This window comes from Kitasatospora mediocidica KCTC 9733, assembly GCF_000744225.1.
GTDB lineage: Bacteria > Actinomycetota > Actinomycetes > Streptomycetales > Streptomycetaceae > Kitasatospora > Kitasatospora mediocidica.
The window spans coordinates 1,051,878-1,073,229 of sequence record NZ_JQLN01000007.1 but is presented as its reverse complement, the minus strand read 5'-3'; the positions used below and the strand labels follow the sequence as shown (position 1 = coordinate 1,073,229).

Here is a 21,352-nt window from a genome sequence, read left to right as displayed (position 1 = left end):
GGCTGGCGGCATCCCTTTTCGAGCACGTCGGATGCGAGCTGGAGTCAGCCATGGTGAATGTGAACCCTGCGAACGGCGGCCAGGACCCCGTGCAGGTGGTCCACACCTGGCCGGACGTCCTGAGCACGCTGCTGAACGGCGCGAACCTCGCCCGGGTGGACGCCGCCTGGGCGATGGACCGGATCATGAGCGGCGAGGCGAGCCCGGCGCAGGTGGCCGGCTTCGTGGTCGCGCTGCGGGCCAAGGGCGAGACCGTCGACGAGATCGCCGGACTGGTCGACGCGATGTACGCGCACGCCGAGCCGCTGCACATCCCCGGCCCCGCGGTGGACATCGTGGGGACCGGCGGTGACCGGGCGAAGACCGTCAACATCTCGACCATGTCGGCGATCGTCGCGGCGGCCGCCGGTGCCAAGGTGGTCAAGCACGGCAACCGGGCGGCCTCCTCGTCGAGCGGGTCCTCGGACGTCCTGGAGCGGCTCGGCATCCGGCTGGACCTCAGCGCCCGGCGGGTGGCCGAGGTCGCCGAGGAGGTCGGCCTCACCTTCTGTTTCGCGGCGAAGTTCCATCCGGCGATGCGCCACGCCGCCCCGGCCCGCCGCGATCTCGGGGTGCCGACGGCCTTCAACATCCTCGGCCCGCTGACCAACCCGGCCAAGGTGACCGCGCACGCGGTGGGCTGCTTCGACACCCGGCTGGCCGGCCTGATCGCCGGGGTGCTGGCCCGGCGCGGGTCCAGCGCGCTGGTCTTCCGGGGTGACGACGGCCTGGACGAGCTGACCGTCTGCACCACCTCGCGGGTCTGGATCGTGCGCGGCGGCGAGGTGACCGAGACCGTCTTCGACCCGCGCGAGGTGGGCCTGGAGCTGGCCGGCGTGGAGAGCCTGCGCGGCGCGGACCCCGAGTACAACGCGGACGTCGCCCGCCGGGTGCTGGCCGGGCAGCGCGGGCCGGTACGTGACGCCGTGGTGCTGAACTCCGCCGCGGCACTGGTCGCGCTGGACCTGACCGGCGCTCCGCTGGCCGAGCAGCTCAAGGCCGCCATGGTGCGCACCGCGGCCGCCATCGACTCGGGTGCGGCGCAGGCCGTCCTGAAGAGCTGGGCCGAGGCGACCGCGCGGGTCTGAGCGCAGTCCCATCCGGATATTCGTGAGACCCGCAGGGCGCTGACCTGCGGGTCTCACTGCTGTCCGGATGGTGGAACGGTGTTTGACCATCCTCCGGTCGCTGGATAAAGTCTTCGTCAGGTCATGAGTGACAGCGCGACTAGCCCCAGCTTGCTGTCCGGCAACCCTCCGTCCGTGGCGGGGTGCCCTGGGTGAAGACCAGGCCAGGCGGCGACAGGTCCGCGTGGCAAGCGCGGACCACCGGTGTATCCACCTCCCGGGGTCCAGACCCTGGAGGAGTGCACCCATGTCTGCATACTCGTCGCCCGTCACCTCGGCCGTCCGCCCCCCGCTCGCCGTGCTCGGCTCCGCCGTGGAGGTCCCGCTCGTCGGCGGCGAGAAGGTCAGCTACGCCGCGCTCGACTACGCCGCCAGCGCCCCGGCGCTCCAGCGGGTCTGGGACGACGTCGCCGCCTACGCCCCCTACTACGGCAGCGTGCACCGCGGTGCCGGCTACCTCTCGCAGCTCTCCACCGACCTCTACGAGCAGAGCCGGCGCACCGTCGAGGAGTTCCTCGACCTGCGCGAGGGCGACCAGCTGGTCTTCACCCGCGCCACCACCGACTCGCTGAACCTGCTGGCCGCCGTGGTGCCCGCCGGCACCCGGGTCTTTGCCTTCGAGACCGAGCACCACGCCTCGCTGCTGCCCTGGCGCCGGCAGGGTCTGGCGGTCAGCTTCCTGCCCGCGCCGCGCTCGCACGCCGAGGCCGTCGCCGCACTGGACGCCGCGCTGGCCGCCCAGCCCGCCGAGCACCGGCTCTTCTGCGTCACCGGCGCCTCCAACGTCACCGGCGAGTTGTGGCCGGTCGCCGAGCTGACCGAGGTGGCGCACCGGCACGGCGCCCGGGTGGTGCTGGACGCCGCGCAGCTGGCGCCGCACCACCGGGTCTCGGTGCGCGAGCTGGGCGTCGACTGGGTCGCCTTCTCCGGGCACAAGCTGTACGCGCCGTTCGGCGCCGGTGTGCTGGCCGGGCGCGCGGACTGGCTGGAGGCGGCGGAGCCGTACCTGGCCGGCGGTGGCGCGAGCCGGACCGTGGCGCGCCAGGAGGACGGCTCGGTGGCCGTCGAGTGGCACCAGGGACCGGCCCGGCACGAGGCGGGCTCGCCCAACGTGATCGGCGCCTACGCGATCGCCTCCGCCTGCCGGGCGTTGACCGAGGCCGGCTTCGACGCGCTGCAGGAGCGTGAGGAGCAGCTGTTGGAGCGGCTCAAGACCGGGCTGGCCGAGATCCCCGAGGTCACCGTGCTCAACCTGTTCGGCGGCGAGGCCCCGCAGGTGGGCGTGCTCTCGTTCGTGGTGCGGGATTGGAACAGCTCGCACTTCTCGGCCGCGCTGTCGGCCGAGTACGGCATCGGGGTGCGCGACGGGCTGTTCTGCGCGCACCCGCTGGTCCGCACCCTGCTGGCCGGGGACGCTGCGGCGCCGGCCTCCAGCTGTGGCGCGCCGGACGCCTCGCTGCCGGGGGAGCGCAGCCTGAACGCGATCCGGGTCAGCTTCGGCGTCGGCACCCCCGAGGAGCACCTGGAGCGCTTCCTCGGCGCGGTCCGCGAGCTGGTCTCGGACGGCGCGCGCTGGACCTACCGCAACGAGGGCGGCCGCTGCGTGGCGGACACCCGCCGCTGACCGTGGACCTTAGGCCGAGTTACTCCAGGCCGAGCGCGAAGGCGGTTTCCAGGTCGTGCTGCGAGTAGGTGCGGAAGGCGATCTGGGTCTCGGTGTGCTCGACGCCGGGGACCTTGTTGAGCCGCCCGGGGATCACCTCGGCCAGGTCCTCGTGGTGGCGCACCCGCACCATCGCCACCAGGTCGTAGCCGCCGGTCACCGAGTAGACCTCGCTGACGCCCTCGATGGCGGCGATCGCCTCGGCGATCTCGGGGATCCGGTCGACGCTGGTCTTGATGAGCACGATGGCGGTGATCACGAGGGGGCTCCTGGGGGACGAGAGGTGCGGCCAGCGTATCCGGCACGCCGATGGGCCACCCACACGGCGAGGAAGCCCGCGCTGAAGCCGATCACATGCGCGAGGTAGGCGACACCGGGGACGGCGTCGCGGGCCGACCACCACTGGACGCCGAACCACAGCCCGAGCACCAGCCAGGCGGGGAAGCGCAGTGGCAGGAAGAACAGCAGCGGGACGAGCGCGGTGACCCGGGCCCTGGGGTAGAGCCGCAGGTAGCCGCCGAGCACTCCGGCGATCGCGCCCGAGGCGCCGACCAGCGGCCGCAGCGACTCGGCGCCGCCTCCGGTCAGGGCGTAGCCGTACGCCGCCAGGGCCCCGGCGGCCAGGTAGAAGAGGAGGAAGCGCAGCCGGCCCAGGCGCTCCTCCACCCCCGGGCCGAAGACGAAGAGAAAGAGCATGTTGCCCAGCAGGTGCAGCCAGCCGCCGTGCACGAAGAGCGAGCTGAGCAGCGAGAGTGCCGGGCTCTTGCCGGGCGTGGCGGTCGGCGGACAGCCGGGCAGCGGCGGCGTGGTCCCGGCCAGCTGAGCCGCGGTCAGTGGACGGTCGCTCAGCAGCTCGGCGGGGATCGCGCCCCAGCGCTGCTGGTAGTGCTGGGCGGCGCAGGCCCGGTCGGGGGCGGTCGCGCCGTACAGCGGGTTGAGGCCGCTGGGCCCGAGCAGGAAGACCACGCAGTTCAGCGCGATCAGCAGGTAGCTGACGAGCGGGGCCGGGCCGGTCGGCCCGTCCTCGTGGCGGCCGACCTCGTCGCGTACCGGGAGCACCATGCGGGGATGCATTCCGCGCCGGGCCGTCGCCGACACCGCCGTGTGCTGCGACCGGGTTACCGCGAGGTCCGCGCGGGCCGTCCGGGCGCTGGTGGGAACCGGTATCCGGTGCCGGGTGCTTCAGGGCCAGGGCCTAGGCTTGGAGCCTGGGCAGAGCACCGGCCCGGACCATGGACCAGCCGAGAGGACCCCGCCCATGACTGTCCCCGCGCCCACTGCCGAAACCCGCTGGCGCTGCACGCTGTGCGGCAACCTGACCCGCTTCGACGTGACGCGCTCGTCCCGGGTGGTCGAGTACGTCCACCTCGACCTGGCCGGCGAACCGAAGGTCGAGGAGCGCGAGGTGCTGAGCGAGTCGCTGGAGTCGGTCCGCTGCCGTTGGTGCAACGCGGTCGACCAGATCGAGCTGGTCGCCCGCCCGGGTTCCGAAGAGTAGCGGGTCCGATCGGCCGGGGGGCGCGATGTGTGGCGTGGTGTCCGCTGAGGCGCGGTTCACGCGACAATTGCCCACAGTGGTGAGTTCAGGGCGTCGGGCACCCGGCCGGACGGCCCCGCAGACCAGGATCGGAGCCGAGGAACGCGATGGACGCAGCGAGGGAGGCCGCTGAGCCGCAGGAGCAGCTGTCTGCTGCTCCCGGCCCGGAGGCGCAGACCCCTGAGGAGGCGTCCGGCGTTGCCGAGCAGTTGGACCGGCCGCTTCCCGAGGGCGTCCGCCGCCGGGTGGTCGGGCTGGCCGCCGACGCGCTCGGTGGGCTGCCCGCCGCGGAGTTGCCCGCCTCGCTCCGTCCGTACGCGAAGTTCACCCCGGCCCGCCGGGCCAAGTACGCCGGCACGGCCCTGGCGGCCGCGCTGGAGGCCGAACCGGTCTTCCGGCTGCGGATAGCGGACCGGCTGCGGCTGGGCCAGCCCGACCTGGTCAAGGCGCTGGAGGCGGGGAGCGTGCCCGGCGCGGCCGAGCCGCTGGACGTGGCCGCCGCCGCGTACCTGCTGCGGCCGCGCGGCTGGGTGCAGCTGGTGATGGACGTCAGCGAGCTGGTGGAGCGGGCCGGTGCCGACGACGCCGTCGCGGAGTCCGCGCGGATGGTGGAGAAGCTCCAGGAGGAGCTGTCCTCCCTGCGGTCCTCGGCCCGGGCCGACCTGGACCGCCAGCGGGCCGAGTCCGAGGGCACCCGCCGGGAGCTGGAGTCGCTGCGCAAGAAGCAGCGGAGCCTGGAGAGCGACACCCGCCGCGCCCAGGCCGAGGTGAAGAAGCTTCAGGCCGAACTGGCCGCCGCGGCCTCGGCCGCCACCGTCGAGCGCGGCGCGGCGGAGAGCGAGAGCCGGCGGCTCAAGCACCGGATCACCGAGCTGGAGAGCGCGCTGGAGACCGGCCGCCGCTCGGCCCGGGAGGGGCGCAGCGTCGAGGACATGCGGTTGCGGCTGCTGCTGGACACCGTGCTGCAGTCGGCCCAGGGCCTCCAGCGCGAGCTGGCGCTGCCGGTCACCCAGCTGCACCCGGCCGACCTGGTGGACGCGGTGGTGCCGGCCTCGGCCTCGCCGCACGACGTCGCCCGCCGGGCGCTGGCGGAGGACGACCCGGCGCTGCTCGACCAGCTGTTGGCGATTCCTCAGGTCCACCTGGTGGTGGACGGCTACAACGTGACCAAGACCGGCTATCCGACGCTGCCGCTGGAGCAGCAGCGGATGCGCCTGCTGGGCGGCCTGGCCATGCTGGCGCAGCGCACCCAGGCCGAGGTGACCTGCGTCTTCGACGGCCAGGACCTGGACGTTCCGGTCATCATGGCGCCTCCGCGCGGGGTGCGGGTGCGGTTCAGTCGGACCGGGCAGACCGCGGACGAGCTGATCCGTCAGCTGGTGCGGGCCGAGCCCCAGGGGCGGCCGGTCGTGGTGGTCTCCACCGACAAGGAGGTCGCGGACGGCGTGCGCAAGGCGGGCGCCCGTCCGGTCGCCTCGGTGCTGCTGCTGAACCGGCTCTCCCGAGCCTGAGTGACTCGGTGGTTGCCCGGGTGTGGAGGTTCGGTGAGGGCCCTTGGTGGGACGGTAGTTCGTGCCACGAGGAGAGTGGCGCAAAGATGTGATCTTCACTAGGGTCTGCCGTCAAACCTATTTTTCCGGCCACTCGCCCGATCGGGTGAGACCGCAGGAAGAAGGAGCCGTCCAGTGGCGTCCCATCGCCGTCCCAAGCAGCCGAGCCGTGCACGGATCGTCGTGCTCACCGCAGCTGCGGCGACCGCTGTCGCGCTGTCCGCGCAGAGCGGCGCCTGGGCTGATCCCAAGCCCTCGCTGGACGACGTCAAGGCGCAGATCGACGGCCTCAACACGCAGCAGGAAGCGGCCTCCGAGAAGTACGACGGAGCCAAGGAGCGCGGCGACCAGCTGCGCCAGCAGGCCTCCGACCTGCAGGACCAGGTGGCCCGTCAGCAGGCCGAGGTGACGCAGCTGCAGTCCGGCCTCGCCGGGGTGGCCGCGGACCAGTACCGCAGCGGCGGTATCGACCCGTCGGTGCAGCTGATGCTCAACTCCAACCCGACGGCCTATCTGGACCAGGCCTCCAGCATGGCGGAGGCCACCTCCACCGAGACCGAGGCGCTGAAGTCCCTGCAGTCCGACCAGCGCAAGCTGGACCAGGAGAAGCAGGAGGCCGCCGCCACGCTGGCCGAGCTGGACCGCTCCACGCAGGAGCTGAACCAGGCCAAGGCGGACGTCCAGGCCAAGCTCGCCGCGGCGCAGAAGCTGATGAACTCGCTCAGCGCCGCCGACCGGGCCTCCCTGGCCCAGGCCGACCGCGCCTCGCGCGACAGTGCCCGCACCGACCTCAGCAGCCTCAACCTGCCGCCGGCCTCCGGCTATGCGGCGACCGCCGTGCAGGTCGCGCTGAGCGAGCTGGGCAAGGCGTACGTCTGGGGCGCGACCGGTCCGAACAACTTCGACTGCTCGGGCCTGATGGTCTACTCCTACCTCCAGGCCGGCGTCTCGCTGCCGCGCACCTCGCAGGAGCAGGGCGTCTACGGCACCCGGGTGCCGAGCCTGGCCCAGGCCGAGCCGGGCGACCTGGTCATCTACGGCGGCGACATGCACCACGTGGGCATGTACATCGGCAACGGCAAGGTGGTGCACGCTCCGCACACCGGCGACGTGGTCCGGATCGCCGACGCCACCTCGATCGGTCCGATCAACACCATCCGCCGGGTCTGACCTGGCGGCGGTCGCCGACCGCCGCCGGCTTCACCCCGCCTGCTCCACTCCCGCCCGGCTCCCACCGTTCGCCGACGCCGAACGACGCGTCGGCGCGAGCGGGCGCGCCGAGCTCTGACGTTCAGTCGCTCCGACGGTCGTCGAGCGCAACTGACGCCCCGCCACCGGTTTTTGTGAGCTGTGCCACTCGGCGCTCCCGCCATGATCGACGACCCGTGACCCCCATATCACCCACAGTCAAAGTTGGACCTTTTTTCTGACAAGGATTTGAACGGATCACGGTTCTGTTACTAGGGTCCTGCTGTGAGCCGCCGCGATGGAGATCACCCGACCCGGGTGACAGCGGGGGCTACCGCCGAGTCTGGAATGCAGCCGGGCAGTTGACTGCCCGACGGGGATCCCCCGTGAGGGTGCTGCGGACCGGAGCCGGGGAACCACGTTCCTCGGGGTGAATCGGCGCCAGGTCGACCGAGAGGTCGGTGAGGCGTCGTAGGGCATCTCTTCCAGCCCGAACCCGTCAGCTCACCCGGTAGGCGGACGTAGGAAGAAGGAGCCCGCCTTCGTGGCGTCCCATCGTCGTCCCAAGCCCGCCGGTCGAACTCGCGCGTCGATCCTGACCGCAGCCGCCGCAACCGCCATGGCCTTGTCCTCCCAGGCCGGAGCGCACGCAGACCCGGCGCCCACGCTCGACCAGGTCAAGTCTCAGGTCGATGCCCTGAACGCGCAGGCCGAGACCGCCAGTCAGCAGCTGGACGGTGCCCAGGAGAAGCAGGCGGACCTCACCAAGCAGGTCGGCCAGCTCCAGGACCAGGTGGCCCGCCAGCAGGACCAGGTGACCAACCTGCAGGGCGGCCTGGCCGAGGTGGCCGCCAACCAGTACGCCTCGGGCGGTATATCCCCGACCGTGCAGCTGATGCTCAGTGCCAGCCCGGACACGTTCCTCACGCAGGCCGGCTCGGTCAGCCAGATGAACAGCACGCAGTCCGAGACGCTGAAGGACCTCCAGCAGCAGCAGCAGAAGCTCGACCAGGACAAGGCCGACGCGCAGAGCAAGCTCGCCGACCTGGCCGCCACCACGCAGACCCTGCAGGCCGCCAAGACCGACGTGCAGGCCAAGTTGGCGAAGGCCCAGGACCTGCTGAACTCGCTCACCGAGCAGCAGCGCCAGCAGATGGCCGCCGCCGAGGCCAAGGCCGCCGCCGACTCCGCGGCGAAGGCATCGGCCGCCGCCCAGGCCGCCGGTGGTCAGGCCGCCTCGCGCGGTGCGACTCGCACCGACCTGACCTCCACGGCGGGCGCCAACCCGCAGGCCGCCGCCGCGGTCGCGGCCGCCGAGAGCAAGCTCGGTGCGCCCTACGTCTACGGCGCCACCGGCCCGGGCTCGTTCGACTGCTCCGGTCTGACCCAGTGGGCCTACGCGCAGGCCGGCGTCTCGCTGCCGCGCACCTCGCAGGAGCAGGAGGCGTACGGCACCAACCTGGGCACCAACCTGGCCAACGCCCAGATCGGCGACCTGATCATCTTCTACGGCGGTGACCACGTCGGCATCTACGTGGGTGGCGGCAATGTGATCCACGCCCCGCACACCGGCTCGGTGGTCCGTTACGAGGCTGCCTCGAACATGCCGATCACGGCCATCGTGCGCCCCTGATCGCAGGGCCTCGCGGCCGACTGCGGCCCGGTCTCCCTTGGGAGGCCGGGCTGTTGGCGTTTCCGGGATCGGACGAATGTCCGATTGATGGTCAAATATTCGTCTTGGCAAGGGTTTGGAGTCATTCGCCGTACCCGCTAACGTCGGCGCTCGGAGTTCCGCTTTCCACGTCGATTGGAGCCGTCGCCTCATGGTGATGCCGCACCGTCCGACCCACCCCGGCCGCGCTGCCCTCCCGGGCACCGCACGGCGGTTCGCCCGCGCCCTGGCGGTCACGGCCGCCGCGACCACCGCCCTGGCGATAGCCGCCGCAGGCGGCGCCCAGGCCGTCCCCACCGCGCCGACCCCCGACAAGAAGGACGTCAAGGCGCAGGTCGACCAGCTCTACTCGGAGGCCGAGCAGGCCTCGGAGAAGTCCAACGCGGCGGAGGAGGCGCAGAAGCGTCTGCAGAGCGAGTCGGGGGTGCTTCAGGCGCAGGTCGCCGAGGGGCAGGACGCGCTGAACCGGATGCGCGGCCAGCTGTCGACGGTCGCGGCGGCCGAGTACCGGTCGGGCGGCATGGACCCCTCCGTGCAGCTGATGCTCTCCTCGGACCCGGAGCGCTATCTCGACCGGGCCCGTAACCTCGCCCAGGCCGCCGAGCAGCGCGCCGCCTCGCTGCGCGAGGTGGTCGAGCAGCAGCGCCGGCTCGACCAGCGGCGTGCCGAGGCCACCAGCAAGCTCGCCGAACTCGACGGCGTGCGCAAGTCGTTGGTGGACTGCAAGCAGCAGGTCCAGCAGCGGCTGAAGAGCGCCCAGGTGCTGCTGAACACGCTGGACGCCCACGACCGCGCCCAACTCGCGGCCCAGGACGCCCGGGACGCCCACGACCGGGCCGCCCGCGGCACCGACCGGGTCGACCTGGGCACCCAGTCGCCGTCCTCGGACCGGGCGGCTGCCGCGCTCGCGGCGGCGATCGGCAAGATCGGCTCCCCGTACGTCTACGGGTCCACCGGCCCCGGTTCCTTCGACTGCTCGGGTCTGATGTACTGGGCCTGGCGGCAGGCCGGAGTGACCCTGCCGCGCACCTCGCAGGCACAGGCGTTCGGGGGGCAGCGGATCAGCCTGGCCGAGGCGCGACCGGGAGACCTGGTGATCTTCTTCAGGGACATGCACCACGTCGGCATGTACGCCGGCGGTGGTGTCGTCGTACACGCGCCCTACCCCGGCGCCCGGGTGCGTTACGAGAGCGTCTCGGCGATGCCGGTCGCGGCGGTGGTGCGGCCCTGAACAGCGACGAGCGGCTGCGGTCCGCCCCGGCGGCCGCAGCGGCCCTGGGGCCTGCACGGCTGTCCCGGCGGGCCGCGCTGCTGCTCGCGGTCGGCGGGCTCGCCCAGCTGTCGTTGCCCCGGGTGGTGGCCCCCGCCCGGGCGGTGACGAGCGGGCCGACGGCTGCGGCGGTCGAGCGGCTGCTCGCCGCGCACGCCCTGGAGCTGCGCGCGGGCCCGCTGGCCGCGCTGCCGCTGGTCGGCCTCGACTACCGGGTGACCGCGCTGCGGGACTCCGAGGTCTTGGCTGAACTCTCCTACCAGATCAAGGACTTCGACGACTACCCGGCCGTCCTGCAGCGCCGCCTGACGCTCGGCGCGGACGGTCGGCCGAGCGCCGAGACGCCGGCCCCCGACAGTCCGGCCGCGCCGTGGGACCCGGGCCCGCTCGGCGTGGTCACCGGCGATCGCTGCCTGGTGATGGGCGCGGCCGCCCGCGACGAGCTGACCGTGCTGGCCGCCGTCGCCGACGCCGCCGTGCCGGCCGTCGAGGATCTCTGGGGGACCGGCTGGGCGGATCGCCTGGTCCTGCAGCTCCCGGACACCGAAGCCCAGTTCGCGAACCTGTTGGCCGTCCCCGCGGGCAGCTACCAGGACATAGCCGCGGTCACCAGCGCGGCCGCCGGGGCACCCGTGCACACCCCCGCCGACCGGGTGCTGGTCAACCCGGAGGCGTACCGCCAACTCAGCGCACTGGGCCGGCGGGTGGTCATCACGCACGAGTGCACCCATGTGGCGACCCGCGCCGACACCCACCCCTGGACCCCGCTCTGGCTCTCCGAGGGGGCCGCCGACTACACCGGCTACCTCGGCACCGGCCGCACCGCCCGGGAGATCGCACCGGAGCTGGCCGGGGACGTCGCGGCCGGCCGACTCCCGACCGCCCTGCCACTGGACACCGACTTCGCGGCCGGCGCCCCGGCGATCGCGCAGGCCTACGAGCTCGCCTGGCTGGCCTGTGACCTGATCGCCCGGCGGCACGGCCGGCCCGCGTTGGTCGAGCTCTACCGGGCGGTCGGCGCGGCCGGGCCGGGCTCCGGCCGGGAGCAGCAGCTGGACCAGGTCTTCCAGGCCCGGCTCGGCTACGGCCTGGCGAAGTTCACCCAGGACTGGGTGGCCGAGACGGTCAGCCAGCTGAGCTGAGCTGAGGCGCGGCCGCTCAGTCGTCCAGCAGGCTCTGCTCGTAGGCGATGCCGGGCCGGACCGGGTAGTTGGTCTCCGGCTCCGCCACCACCGTGCTGACGGCCTGCGGAGCCGTCCCCTTGGTGGACTTCCAGAGCCGGTAGCAGGAGATCAGGGTCGCGGCCAGCAGCAGCAGGTTGCGGCTGGAGAGCACCACCACACCCCACGGCAGGCTGTTCACGACCTGGCCGAACATCAGCGGGAACTCCGCCGTGGTCAGCGCGGTGGCCAGCAGGATCAGCGCCGCCACCGGCTTCTGGCTGGTCCCGCGCACCGTCAGGCAGACCGCCGCGAGGCCGACCAGCCAGACCATGTACTGCGGGCTGATCACCCGGCTGGTCACGGTGAAGATCAGCAGCGCGGCCAGCGCCGCGTCGAAGGTGGTGGAGGGCTGCCAGCGACGCGCCCGCAGCCGCCAGACCAGCAGCCAGCCGAAGCCCGCCACGGTGGCCAGCACCGCGACCTTGGAGATCACCGGCACCCAGGGCCCGAGCATCTCCACCGAGCCGTAGTTCATCATCACCTGGCCGTGCCAGGCGCCGGCCAGCCGGGCGAAGTGCAGCGGCAGCGCGCCCAGTGACTCCACCTCGATGCCGCGGTCGGCCTGGAAGGTCAGGAACTGGAAGGCGCCGTTCATCCCGGCGGCCAGCAGGAAGGCCAGCGCCGCCAGGGTGGCCGCCGCCGCCGTCCAGGACTGCCGGGTCCGCCGGCCGCGCGGGGTGCCCGCCAGGGCGATCAGCGGCCAGAGCTTGATCAGGCCGCCCAGGCCCAGCAGGAAGCCGCCCAGCACCGGCCGGCGCAGCAGCACCAGCAGCCCGGCGACGGCCAGCGTGGTGACCAGGATGTCGTAGCGGCAGTAGACCGTCGGGCCGAGCAGCGGCACGCCGACCACCCAGACCCAGCTGCCCGCGAAGCTGCGCCCCTTGCGCATGCCGTTGCGCACCAGCATCGTCATGGCCACCGCGTCGAAGACGCCGCACAGCACGAAGAACGAGGTCATGTACGTCCAGGGCAGCATCCCGGGCAGCAGCATCACCAGGGCCGCGCCGGGCGGGTACTGCCAGGTCACGTCGTCCATCGGGAAGGTGCCGGTCTGCAGCACCTCGTACCAGCCGTGGTAGATCACCGACACGTCGGTGGTCACGTCCAGCTGGCTGATCCTGATGATCCCGAAGACCAGCAGCAGGATCAGGACGCGGGTGGCTGTCCAGGACGCGCCGAGCGTCCAGAGGGCCCCTCGCGCCGCGGTCGGGGGAGCCGGGGTGAGCGCGGTGGCGCCCTGTGCCCGGTGCTCGGCCACGGCGAGACCGCCACTGCCGCTGCCAGCCTGGCCGGCTGGGCCGTCCTGCGCCAACACCACTGAGCTCCCTCGTCAACGTCTCCGCATGCCGGCCTCTCCGCATGCCGTTCTGAACCTGTGCCGACTAGGACAGGCTCAGCGGAGAAACGGTTCCGGTCGGGTCATCCGTTCCCAGCATTCGGGCATGGTGTCCTATGGTACGGATCAGTGAGCGGTGAACCGTGCACCCCCCGACCGAGCGAGCCGTGGACAGTATGCGCAAGACCCTCATCGTCACCAACGACTTTCCCCCGCGCCCAGGCGGAATTCAGGCCTTCGTCCACAACATGGCGGTGCGCCAGCCGGCGGGCAGCATTGTGGTGTACGCCTCATCGTGGGGCCCCCGAAGCGACGCCCACCGGCGCGAGACGGAGCGTTTCGACGCCGAGCAGCCCTTCCCGGTGATCCGCGACCGGACCACCATGATGGTCCCGACCCCGCGGGTGACCCGGCGGGCCGCGGAGATCCTTCGGGCCGAGGGCTGCGACGCCGTCTGGTTCGGCGCCGCCGCGCCGCTGGGTCTGATGGCCCCCGCGCTGCGCCGGGCGGGCGCCGCGCGGCTGCTGGGGATGACGCACGGCCACGAGGCCGCCTGGGCTCAGCTGCCCGCCTCGCGGCAGCTGCTGCGCCGGATCGGCGAGGGCACCGACACGCTGACCTACCTCGGCGAGTACACCCGCTCGCGGATCGCCCGGGCCGTCGGTCCCGGCCCGGCCGCGCGGATGGTCCAGCTGCCGCCGGGTGTGGACGAGAAGACCTTCCACCCCGACTCGGGCGGCGCCGAGGTGCGCGCGCGGCTCGGGCTGACCGACCGGCCGGTGGTGGTCTGCGTCTCCCGGCTGGTGCCGCGCAAGGGGCAGGACACCCTGATCACGGCGATGCCGCGGATCCTGGCCGTCGAGCCGGACACCGTGCTGCTGATCGTCGGCGGCGGGCCGTACCTCGCGGACCTGCGCAGGCTGGCGGAGGCGACCGGGGTCGCCGACTCCGTGCGGTTCACCGGGTCGGTGCCGTGGGCGGAGCTGCCGGCGCACTACGGCGCCGGGGACGTCTTCGCGATGCCCTGCCGGACCCGGCGGGGCGGGCTGGACGTCGAGGGCCTGGGGATCGTCTACCTGGAGGCCTCGGCCACCGGGCTGCCGGTGGTCGCGGGCGACTCCGGCGGGGCGCCGGACGCCGTCCTGGAGGGCCGGACCGGGTACGTGGTGCCCGGCGGGGCGCCGGGTGCGGCGGCCGAGCGGATCGTGCGCCTGCTGGGCGACGAGGGGCTGCGCCGCGAGCTGGGCGCGGCGGGCCGGCGCTGGGTCGAGGAGGCCTGGCGCTGGGACCTGCTGGCCGGCCGGCTGGGCGCCCTGCTCGCGGGGGAGTAGGGCGCCCAGCGGGCTGTTCTACTTCTGGTAGAGCGCCTCGACCTCGGCCGCGTAGTCCTTCAGCACGACGCCGCGCTTGAGCTTGAGCGAGGGCGTCAGGTAGCCGTTGGCCTCGGAGAAGACGGTGTCCAGGATCCGGAACTTCTTGACCGCCTCGGCGTGCGAGACCGCCTTGTTGCCCTCGTCCACGGCCTCCTGGACGGCGGCCAGCAGCGCCGGGTCGTCGCGCAGTTCGGACAGCGGCGCGGCCGGGCGGCCGTTCGCCTCCAGCCAGCGGGGCAGGAACTCCTCGTCGACGGTGACCAGGCAGGCGATGAACGGCTTGCGGTCGCCGACCACCATCACCTCGCCGATCAGCGCGTGCGCCCGGATCCGGTCCTCGATCACGGCCGGGGCGACGTTCTTGCCGCCGGCGGTGACGATGATCTCCTTCTTGCGGCCGGTGATCGAGAGGTAGCCCTCGTCGTCCAGGCTGCCCAGGTCGCCGGTGGCGAACCAGCCGTCGCGCAGCGCCTCGGCGGTGGCGGTCGGGTTGTTCCAGTAGCCGGTGAACACCTGCGGGCCCTTGAGCAGCACCTCGCCGTCCTCGGCGATCCGCACCGAGGAGCCCGGCAGCGGCTGGCCGACCGTGCCGATCTTCGGCTTGTCGGCGGGGTTGAACGCGGTGGCCGCGCAGGTCTCGGTCAGGCCGTAGCCCTCCAGGACGGTGAAGCCGATGCCCCGGTAGAAGTGGCCGAGCCGCTCGCCCAGCGGGGCGCCGCCGGAGATCGCGTGGGTGGCCCGGCCGCCCAGCGCGGCGCGCAGCTTGCTGTAGACCAGCTTGTCGAAGACCTTGTGCTTGAGCCGCAGGGCCAGGCTCGCGCCGCCCTGGTCCAGCGCCCGGCTGTAGGCGATGGCGGTGTCGGCGGCCTGGTCGAAGATCTTGCCCTTGCCGTCCGCCTGGGCCTTGGAGCGCGCGGTGTTGTAGACCTTCTCGAAGACCCGCGGCACGCCCAGGATCAGGGTCGGGCGGAACGAGGCCAGCTCGGCGGTCACGTCCTTGATGTCCGAGACGTGGCCCAGCTTGCAGCCGGAGATCGCCGCGGCGATCTCGGCGATCCGGCCCAGCACGTGGGCCAGCGGCAGGAAGAGCAGCACCGAGCTCTCGTCGGGGCGGAACAGCTGCGGCATCCGGGCCGTCACGTTGCCCAGCTCGGACAGGAAGTTGCCGTGCGTGAGCTGACAGCCCTTCGGGCGGCCGGTGGTGCCGGAGGTGTAGACGATGGTGGCGATCGAGTCCTCGGTGGGCACCGAGCGGCGCTCGGCCACCACCGCGTCGGCCACCGCGCTGCCGGCCTCGGCCAGCTCGGCGATGGCGCCCCGCTCGATCTGCCAGCTGTGCTTCAGCTCGGTGAGCCCCGCACGGACCTCGGCCAGCACGGCGGCGTGCGCGTCGGTCTCGGTGATGACCGCGACCGCGCCGGAGTCGCCGAGGATCCACTGCACCTGCTCGGCGGACGAACTCTCGTACACCGGCACGGTGATCGCGCCCGCGCACCAGATGGCGAAGTCCAGCAGCGTCCACTCGTAGCGGGTCCGCGACATCACCCCCACCCGGTCGCCGGGCAGCACGCCGGAGGCGATCAGGCCCTTGGCGGTGCGGTGCACCTCGGTCAGGAACGCGGCTGCGGTGATGTCCTCCCAGCGGCCGTCCACCTTGCGGCTGAGCACCGCGGTGCCGGGGCGCGCGGCGGCGTTCTGGTGGACCAGATCGGAGAGGTTGCCACCACTCGGAACCTGGTAGAGGGCCGGAAGGCTGAACTCGAGCACTGCTGCTCCTGTCTGCGACGCTGCGGGACGGCAGGACGTTACTGCCCGGTAGGGAGATTCGGGTAGGGGGTCGGGCAGGGTGTTCGCAGTGTCACACCGGCGGCCCGCCGGGGTTCGTTCCGATCCGCACCTTACGGCAGGCCGTCGGTGACCCGTGGGTAGGCCCGTCTGCCGGACCCACAGCGGTGGGACCCGTGGGCCGGGCGGTGTCCCCGGTCGCGATAGCCTTCGGGCGCGCACACCTGACGACTCGCACGGGACAACGCGGAGGCCCACTCATGGCGGAACACACCAGGTCGAGCATCGTCATCGCGGCGACCCCGGCCGAGGTGATGGCGGTGATCGCCGACTTCGAGGCCTACCCGCTGTGGACGGGCGAGGTCAAGGAGGTCGAGGTCCTCGGCCGTACCGACGCCGGACGGGCCACCGAGGTGCGCCTGGTGCTCGACGCCGGGGCGATCCGCGACGAGCACGTGCTGGCCTACACCTGGGACGGCGACCGCGAGGTCTCCTGGACCCTGGTGAAGAGCCAGATGCTCCGCGCACTGGACGGCTCGTACGCGCTGGCCCCCGCGCAGGGCGGCACCGAGGTCACCTACCAGCTGGCGGTCGACGTCAAGATCCCGATGCTCGGGATGATCAAGCGCAAGGCCGAGAAGGTCATCATCGACCGGGCGCTGGCCGGTCTCAAGAAGCGCGTCGAGGGCTGATCGCCCGATGCCGGGAGAGGGCGCGGCGGGCGTGATGCGGACCGTCCTGGTCACGGGCGAGAACGGCGGGGTGCCCGAGGTGGCCGCCGCCACCGCCCTGCACGCCGCCGGGCGCGGGCGCCGCACGCTGCTGCTGGCCGCCGACGACCCGCACCGCCGGATCGACGACCTGCTCGGCCACCGCCTCACCACCACCCCCGAAGAGGTCGCCGACGGCCTCTGGGCCGCCCGGATCGACGAGCAGCAGGCCTTCCGGCACGCCGTCGCCGCGCTCGACGGGCGGCTGCGCACCGGCTACGACCTGCTCGGCGTCGACCCGCTGGACGACGACGAGCTCACCGCCCTGCCCGGCACCCGCCAACTCGCCCTGCTCCGCGCGCTGCGGCAGCCGCCCGGCCAGTGGGACGTCCTGGTGGCCGCCGCCCCGCCGCCCGCCGAGCTGACCGCCGCCCTCGCGCTGCCCGAGCAGCTCGACCGCTACCTCGCCCGGTTGCTGCCCGAGCAGCGCCAGGCCGCCCGCTCGCTGCGCCCGATGCTGGCGGCGCTGGTCGGCATGCCGATGCCGGCCGACTGGATCTACCAGGCCCGCGGCTGGGCCGAGAGCCAACTCGCCGCCGCCCGCGAGGTGGTGGAGTCCCCGGCCACCACGGTCCGGCTGGTGGCCGACGCCGGTGGCAGCACCGCCGCCGGGCTGCGCCGGGCCCGGGCCGGCCTCGCGCTGTTCGGGCACCGGGTGGACGCCGTCGTCGCCCACCGCGCGCTGCCCGCCGCCGCACTCACCTCCGCCGACCCCTGGCTCGCCGCGCTGGCCGCCCGCGAGCGCGAGCGGCTGGCGGGGCTGGCCCTCGACGTCCCGCTGCTGGTCGGGGACCAGCTGGCCGAGCAGCCGTCCGAGCTGGCCCGCCAGCTGTACGGCGAGGGCCCCGGGCCGGAGCCCGTCGAGAACTGGCCCTGGACGGCCGAGGACCGGCTCGCCGAGGACGGGGTGCTGCTCTGGCGGCTCACCGTGCCCGGCGCCGACCGCGCCGACCTGGAGCTGATGCGGCGGGGCGACGAGCTGGTGGTGGGGCTCGGCCCGTACCGCCGGATTCTCTCCCTGCCGTCCGCGCTGCGCCGCTGCACGGTGGCGGGCGCGGGCCTGCGGGACGGCGAGCTGACGGTGCGCTTCGCGCCCGATCCGGAGCTCTGGCCCCGCTCCTGAGCGGGCTCCGCCGGGGCTCCGGCGGGCTCCGGTAGCGTCGGTGCAGGGGCCGCGGTCGCGGTCGCCGGCACGAGGAGGCGCCCGTCATGAACAGTTCAGATCCTGTCGACAACCCGCTCGGCTCGCTCGTCGAGGAGACGCGCAAGCTCGCGTGTGCCGTCGGCGAGAAGGCGCAGCAGGCCGCCGACCAGCTCCGTGACCAGTATCCGGACGTCTACGGGCACCTCGCCGCAGCCGGTACCGAGCTGTTGGCCGCCTACCGCGCGGCCGTGGCCGGCCACGAGCGCCGCTGGTCGGCTCCGGAATCCACCGATACCGAACACATCGACGTCGATGGCTGAGTTCGGTTACCCAGGGATCCCGACGCGCTACGGATCGATTTGAATCGTACGACTATTGAAGCCTCTCGGCGGGGTTCGCTAGCTGTTGTCTTCGGATAATGTATGGCACGGTGTGTTAGGGGAGCACGGACCGGGCGAGCACCGGTCCTCCCATCGGGCACGAGCGAATGACTGAGGGACACATGGCTCTGACCATCGGCGTCGACGTCGGCGGGACCAAGATCGCGGCCGGGGTGGTCGACGAGGCCGGCGAGATCCTGGCCCGCACCCGGGTACCCACTCCGGCCGACCCGCAGTGGGCCGTCGACGCCATCGCCCAGGCGGTGCGCGAACTCAAGGAGCAGTACCCCGACGTGGCCTCGGTGGGCGTGGGTGCCCCCGGCTTCGTCGACCGGGACCGCTCGACGGTGATCTTCGCGCCGAACATCGACTGGGAGAACGAGCCGCTGCGCAGCCGGATCGAGGAGCTCACCGGCCTCGACACGGTGGTCGAGAACGACGCCAACTGCGCGGCCTGGGCCGAGTTCCGCTTCGGCGCCGCGGCCGAGCACAGCGACATGGTGCTGATCACCGTCGGCACCGGGATCGGCGGCGGCCTGGTGCTGGACGGCCGGCTGCACCGCGGCCGGTTCGGCGTGGCCGGCGAGATCGGCCACCTCAACATGGTCCCCGACGGCCTGCTCTGCGGCTGCGGCGGCCACGGCTGCTGGGAGCAGTACGCCTCGGGCCGGGCGCTGCGCCGCTACGGCCGGGAGAAGGCGGCCGCCGACCCGATCGCCGGCAAGCGGATGCTGGAGCTCAACGACGGTGTCGCCGACACCATCCGGGGCATCCACATCACGCAGGCGGCCGAGGACGGCGACCCGCTCGCCCTGGAGTGCTACGCCGAGGTGGCCGACTGGCTCGGCCGCGGCATGGCCGACCTGGCCGCGCTCTTCGACCCGGGCGTCTTCGTGCTCGGCGGCGGCGTCTCCGACTCCGGCCGGCTGCTGCTCGACCCGGTCGCCAAGGCCTTCGGCACGTACCTGAACGGTGGCGTGCACCGCCCGCGCGCCGAGGTCGTGCTGGCCTCGATGGGCTCGGCGGCCGGCATCGTCGGCGCAGCCGACCTGGCCCGTACGCGCTGAGGATCCGTCACGCTACCGGTCTCGCAGCGGCGGAACCGGTAGCGTGACGAGGGTGACCCTCGACCTCCCGCCCTCCGGCCCGGAACCCGACGGCGCCGAACGGGTCCGCGTGCTCAGTTACAACGTCCGCTCGCAGCGCGACGACCGGCGTGCCCTGGTCCGGGTCATCCGGGCCTGCGAGCCCGACCTGATCTGCATTCAGGAGTCGCCCCGCTACTGGCGCCCCGAGGCCCAGGCCGCCTGGCTCGCCCGCGAGACCGGCACCGTCGTGCTCTCCGGCGGCGGCCGGGCAGCCGCCGGCCCGCTGCTGCTCGGCACCCCGCGCGCCACCGTGCTGCGCCGCGCCGACCTGCTGCTCCCCAAGGCCCGCGGACTGCACGCGCGCGGCTTCGCCACCGCCGTCGTGCGGCTGGGCCGTGCGGCCCCCTTCGCGCTGACCAGCTGCCACCTGAGCCTGGACCCGGCCGAGCGGCTGAGCCAGTTCCAGCTGCTCCCCGGACAGCTCGCGGGCGCCGAACAGGGCGTCATCGGCGGCGACTTCAACGAACACCCCGAGGACCCCGGCTGGCAGTGGCTGGCCGCCCGCTACCAGGACGCCCACGCCACCGCCCCCTGGGGCGGCGAGTACACCTCCCGCCCCGGCGACCCCTACCAGCGCCTGGACGCCGTCTTCACCACCCCCGCCATCCACCCCCTCGCCTGCGGCGTCCCCCCACTGCCGCACACCGACGTGATGGCCGCCACCGACCACCTCCCGGTGGTCGCGGTCCTACGCGTCCCGCCGGCCTGAGCCGAAGGTCGCCTCAGACGACCGCGCCGCCGTGGGGGTCCGGGGGCTCGTCGTCGTCGCGGTCCTTCATGCGGATGACGAGGGTGGCGAAGCCGCCGAGGAAGGCGGTGAGGCCGACCCAGGCGGGCCAGCCGGCGATCTCGCGCCAGAAGAAGGCGTCGAAGAGGAGCAGGGCCGGGCCGCCGAGGACGGCGATCCAGGCGAACTTGGCGGTGGTGTCGCCCTGGGGGAGGGGCGGGGGCTCCGGTGGGACGTAGTGGCCCTCGTCGGGGTCCTCGGCCGGTGTCCAGCTGCGCGGGGGGTCGGCCGGGGTGGCGGGGGTGCTGGGACGGGGGCGGGGCTGGGGGGAGAACCCGGCCAGGTCGTTCTTGGCGCGCAGGTTCTCGATCTCCGGCCAGTCCGGCCGGTTGAGATCCACCGGGTCGTCGAACTGCGCCACCAGGGCGGCGAAGATCGCGTCCTGTTCGGCCTGGCTGCCGGGGGCCGGGGCAGGAGTGTTCTCGCTCTCCTGGGGACGGTCCTCGTCGGCGCCCGGCGCCCCGCTCATCGGTACTGCCTCATCTGCTCTGCCGGCCCTTCAGCCCTGGTTGGCCCTAGCCCTGACGATCTTCGGCCCTCACGACATTGGTCAAACGCTCGACGAACGCGAGGGATTCCTCGAAGATCAGTCCGGCGTCGTGATCCAGCGTCGCCACATGGAAGCTGCGCTCGCACAGCCGCTCCGTCACATCGACCGAGGATATCCGGGCGAGTACCAGAGCGGAGTTCGCCGGGGACACCACGTGGTCCTGCGGACTGCGCAGCAGCAGGACCGGCTGGGTCACCCGCGGCAGGTCGCGCTGGACCTCGCGCCAGAGCCGGGACAGCGACCAGGCGGCGTGCAGCGGCGTGCGGTGGTAGCCGACCTCCGAGGCGCCGTCGAGGGCGATGTCGCCCGCCACCCCGGGGATGCTGGGGACCAGGTGCCGCAGGGCGGGGAGCAGGACGCCGGCGGGGGTGTCGGAGCGTACCGACGGGTTGACGACCACCACGCCGGAGATCAGTTCGCTGTGCTCGGCGGCCAGCCGCAGGGCCAGCGCGCCGCCCATCGACAGGCCCGCCACGAAGACCTGCTCGCATTCCTCCGAGAGGAGCAGCAGCTCGCGCGCGACCTCGGCGTACCAGTCCTCCCAACGGGTCACCTGGAGGTCCTGCCAGCGGGTGCCGTGGCCGGGGAGCAGCGGGAGCGAGACGGTGAGCCCGGCGGTGACCAGCCGGTCGGCCCAGGGACGCATCGACTGCGGGGAGCCGGTGAAGCCGTGGCAGAGCAGGACCCCGACCGGGCCGCCGCGGTGGCGGTACGGTTCGGCACCGGGCAGCAGCGGCATGCGCAGGCTCCTTCGCGGAGGTGGGGAAGCGCCGGGAGCGAATCGTCCCACGGGCGAGGCGGCCAGTACAC

The 21,352-nt window shown here is 73.0% G+C and carries 20 protein-coding genes and 2 riboswitches; of the genes, 14 read left to right on the top strand and 6 right to left on the bottom strand.

What is annotated here, in order from left to right:
• The first annotated feature begins 50 nt into the window (after positions 1-50).
• Both trpD and BS80_RS34995 read left to right on the top strand, forming a co-directional pair.
• A complete protein-coding gene (gene trpD / locus BS80_RS35000) occupies positions 51-1,127 on the top strand; it encodes an anthranilate phosphoribosyltransferase (RefSeq protein WP_051967596.1) in 1,077 nt (358 codons plus the stop codon).
• 119 nt (positions 1,128-1,246) lie between these two features.
• Positions 1,247-1,366: riboswitch (SAM riboswitch) on the top strand.
• Positions 1,367-1,413: 47 nt separating this feature from the next.
• On the top strand, positions 1,414-2,790 hold the full coding sequence (locus BS80_RS34995; protein ID WP_035805593.1) for an aminotransferase class V-fold PLP-dependent enzyme: 1,377 nt from the start codon (positions 1,414-1,416) through the stop codon (positions 2,788-2,790).
• Between the two features lie 19 nt (positions 2,791-2,809).
• Here BS80_RS34995 and BS80_RS34990 read toward each other — a convergent pair whose 3' ends face one another.
• Both BS80_RS34990 and BS80_RS34985 read right to left on the bottom strand, forming a co-directional pair.
• Positions 2,810-3,088 carry an Lrp/AsnC family transcriptional regulator gene (locus tag BS80_RS34990; protein WP_035805591.1) on the bottom strand — a complete coding sequence of 93 codons (279 nt, stop codon included), beginning with the start codon at positions 3,086-3,088 and terminating at the stop codon, positions 2,810-2,812.
• On the bottom strand, positions 3,085-3,891 hold the full coding sequence (locus tag BS80_RS34985) for a rhomboid family intramembrane serine protease (RefSeq protein ID WP_083975704.1): 807 nt from the start codon (positions 3,889-3,891) through the stop codon (positions 3,085-3,087). Before BS80_RS34985 ends, BS80_RS34990 begins: the two co-directional genes overlap by 4 nt.
• Positions 3,892-4,087: 196 nt before the next feature.
• Here BS80_RS34985 and BS80_RS34980 point away from each other — a divergent pair, with 196 nt between their 5' ends.
• From BS80_RS34980 to BS80_RS34955, 6 genes are all read left to right on the top strand, one after another.
• Positions 4,088-4,327, top strand: coding sequence for a hypothetical protein (locus BS80_RS34980; protein WP_035805589.1), 240 nt, complete (start codon positions 4,088-4,090; stop codon positions 4,325-4,327).
• A 146-nt stretch (positions 4,328-4,473) separates the two neighbouring features.
• A complete protein-coding gene (locus tag BS80_RS34975) occupies positions 4,474-5,877 on the top strand; it encodes an NYN domain-containing protein (protein WP_083975702.1) in 1,404 nt (467 codons plus the stop codon).
• A gap of 174 nt (positions 5,878-6,051) precedes the next feature.
• Positions 6,052-7,086, top strand: coding sequence for a C40 family peptidase (locus tag BS80_RS34970; RefSeq protein WP_035805588.1), 1,035 nt, complete (start codon positions 6,052-6,054; stop codon positions 7,084-7,086).
• Between the two features lie 401 nt (positions 7,087-7,487).
• Positions 7,488-7,638: riboswitch (cyclic di-AMP (ydaO/yuaA leader) on the top strand.
• An 85-nt stretch (positions 7,639-7,723) separates the two neighbouring features.
• Positions 7,724-8,737, top strand: coding sequence for a C40 family peptidase (locus BS80_RS34965; protein ID WP_332262222.1), 1,014 nt, complete (start codon positions 7,724-7,726; stop codon positions 8,735-8,737).
• A 190-nt stretch (positions 8,738-8,927) separates the two neighbouring features.
• Complete coding sequence (locus BS80_RS34960; RefSeq protein ID WP_232246759.1) at positions 8,928-10,007, top strand: C40 family peptidase; 1,080 nt, start codon at positions 8,928-8,930, stop codon at positions 10,005-10,007.
• Between the two features lie 122 nt (positions 10,008-10,129).
• A complete protein-coding gene (locus BS80_RS34955; protein WP_157536763.1) occupies positions 10,130-11,188 on the top strand; it encodes a hypothetical protein in 1,059 nt (352 codons plus the stop codon).
• Positions 11,189-11,204: 16 nt separating this feature from the next.
• Here the strand turns inward: BS80_RS34955 and BS80_RS34950 are convergent, their stop codons facing one another.
• On the bottom strand, positions 11,205-12,584 hold the full coding sequence (locus BS80_RS34950) for a glycosyltransferase 87 family protein (protein ID WP_232246758.1): 1,380 nt from the start codon (positions 12,582-12,584) through the stop codon (positions 11,205-11,207).
• A 197-nt stretch (positions 12,585-12,781) separates the two neighbouring features.
• Here BS80_RS34950 and BS80_RS34945 point away from each other — a divergent pair, with 197 nt between their 5' ends.
• Positions 12,782-13,936: a glycosyltransferase family 4 protein gene (locus BS80_RS34945; protein WP_035805583.1), complete on the top strand. Its 1,155-nt coding sequence runs from the start codon at positions 12,782-12,784 to the stop codon at positions 13,934-13,936.
• Between the two features lie 18 nt (positions 13,937-13,954).
• On the opposite strand, the gene BS80_RS34940 is transcribed toward BS80_RS34945, so the two are convergent.
• On the bottom strand, positions 13,955-15,745 hold the full coding sequence (locus BS80_RS34940) for an AMP-dependent synthetase/ligase (protein WP_035805581.1): 1,791 nt from the start codon (positions 15,743-15,745) through the stop codon (positions 13,955-13,957).
• A 278-nt stretch (positions 15,746-16,023) separates the two neighbouring features.
• On the opposite strand from BS80_RS34940, the gene BS80_RS34935 reads away from it, so the two are divergent.
• The 5 genes from BS80_RS34935 (at position 16,024) to BS80_RS34915 (ending at position 19,914) form a co-directional block, all read left to right on the top strand.
• A complete protein-coding gene (locus BS80_RS34935; protein ID WP_035805580.1) occupies positions 16,024-16,455 on the top strand; it encodes an SRPBCC family protein in 432 nt (143 codons plus the stop codon).
• A gap of 7 nt (positions 16,456-16,462) precedes the next feature.
• Positions 16,463-17,656: an ArsA family ATPase gene (locus tag BS80_RS34930; RefSeq protein WP_332262221.1), complete on the top strand. Its 1,194-nt coding sequence runs from the start codon at positions 16,463-16,465 to the stop codon at positions 17,654-17,656.
• Between the two features lie 86 nt (positions 17,657-17,742).
• Positions 17,743-17,997, top strand: a complete 255-nt coding sequence (locus BS80_RS34925) for a DUF5304 family protein (protein ID WP_051967594.1) — start codon at positions 17,743-17,745, stop codon at positions 17,995-17,997.
• Between the two features lie 182 nt (positions 17,998-18,179).
• Positions 18,180-19,124, top strand: a complete 945-nt coding sequence (locus BS80_RS34920; RefSeq protein ID WP_035805576.1) for an ROK family glucokinase — start codon at positions 18,180-18,182, stop codon at positions 19,122-19,124.
• A gap of 43 nt (positions 19,125-19,167) precedes the next feature.
• Complete coding sequence (locus tag BS80_RS34915; RefSeq protein ID WP_035805574.1) at positions 19,168-19,914, top strand: endonuclease/exonuclease/phosphatase family protein; 747 nt, start codon at positions 19,168-19,170, stop codon at positions 19,912-19,914.
• A 13-nt stretch (positions 19,915-19,927) separates the two neighbouring features.
• On the opposite strand, the gene BS80_RS34910 is transcribed toward BS80_RS34915, so the two are convergent.
• Together BS80_RS34910 and BS80_RS34905 are read right to left on the bottom strand one after the other, a co-directional pair.
• Entirely contained in the window at positions 19,928-20,461 is a 534-nt protein-coding gene (locus BS80_RS34910; RefSeq protein WP_035805573.1) for a hypothetical protein, read from the bottom strand.
• 46 nt (positions 20,462-20,507) lie between these two features.
• Positions 20,508-21,281 carry an alpha/beta hydrolase gene (locus tag BS80_RS34905; RefSeq protein WP_035805571.1) on the bottom strand — a complete coding sequence of 258 codons (774 nt, stop codon included), beginning with the start codon at positions 21,279-21,281 and terminating at the stop codon, positions 20,508-20,510.
• Between the last annotated feature and the right edge of the window lie 71 nt (positions 21,282-21,352).

Bases quoted from the DNA above. Each gene is read 5' to 3' on its own strand.
- trpD (WP_051967596.1), top strand. From the start codon at position 51: ATGGTGAATGTGAACCCTGCGAACGGCGGCCAGGACCCCGTGCAGGTG.
- BS80_RS34995 (WP_035805593.1), top strand. From the start codon at position 1,414: ATGTCTGCATACTCGTCGCCCGTCACCTCGGCCGTCCGCCCCCCGCTC.
- BS80_RS34985 (WP_083975704.1), bottom strand. From the start codon at position 3,891: ATGGTGCTCCCGGTACGCGACGAGGTCGGCCGCCACGAGGACGGGCCG.
- BS80_RS34980 (WP_035805589.1), top strand. From the start codon at position 4,088: ATGACTGTCCCCGCGCCCACTGCCGAAACCCGCTGGCGCTGCACGCTG.
- BS80_RS34975 (WP_083975702.1), top strand. From the start codon at position 4,474: ATGGACGCAGCGAGGGAGGCCGCTGAGCCGCAGGAGCAGCTGTCTGCT.
- BS80_RS34965 (WP_332262222.1), top strand. From the start codon at position 7,724: ATGGCCTTGTCCTCCCAGGCCGGAGCGCACGCAGACCCGGCGCCCACG.
- BS80_RS34960 (WP_232246759.1), top strand. From the start codon at position 8,928: ATGGTGATGCCGCACCGTCCGACCCACCCCGGCCGCGCTGCCCTCCCG.
- BS80_RS34945 (WP_035805583.1), top strand. From the start codon at position 12,782: ATGCGCAAGACCCTCATCGTCACCAACGACTTTCCCCCGCGCCCAGGC.
- BS80_RS34935 (WP_035805580.1), top strand. From the start codon at position 16,024: ATGGCGGAACACACCAGGTCGAGCATCGTCATCGCGGCGACCCCGGCC.
- BS80_RS34930 (WP_332262221.1), top strand. From the start codon at position 16,463: ATGCCGGGAGAGGGCGCGGCGGGCGTGATGCGGACCGTCCTGGTCACG.
- BS80_RS34925 (WP_051967594.1), top strand. From the start codon at position 17,743: ATGAACAGTTCAGATCCTGTCGACAACCCGCTCGGCTCGCTCGTCGAG.
- BS80_RS34920 (WP_035805576.1), top strand. From the start codon at position 18,180: ATGGCTCTGACCATCGGCGTCGACGTCGGCGGGACCAAGATCGCGGCC.
- BS80_RS34910 (WP_035805573.1), bottom strand. From the start codon at position 20,461: ATGAGCGGGGCGCCGGGCGCCGACGAGGACCGTCCCCAGGAGAGCGAG.
- BS80_RS34905 (WP_035805571.1), bottom strand. From the start codon at position 21,281: ATGCCGCTGCTGCCCGGTGCCGAACCGTACCGCCACCGCGGCGGCCCG.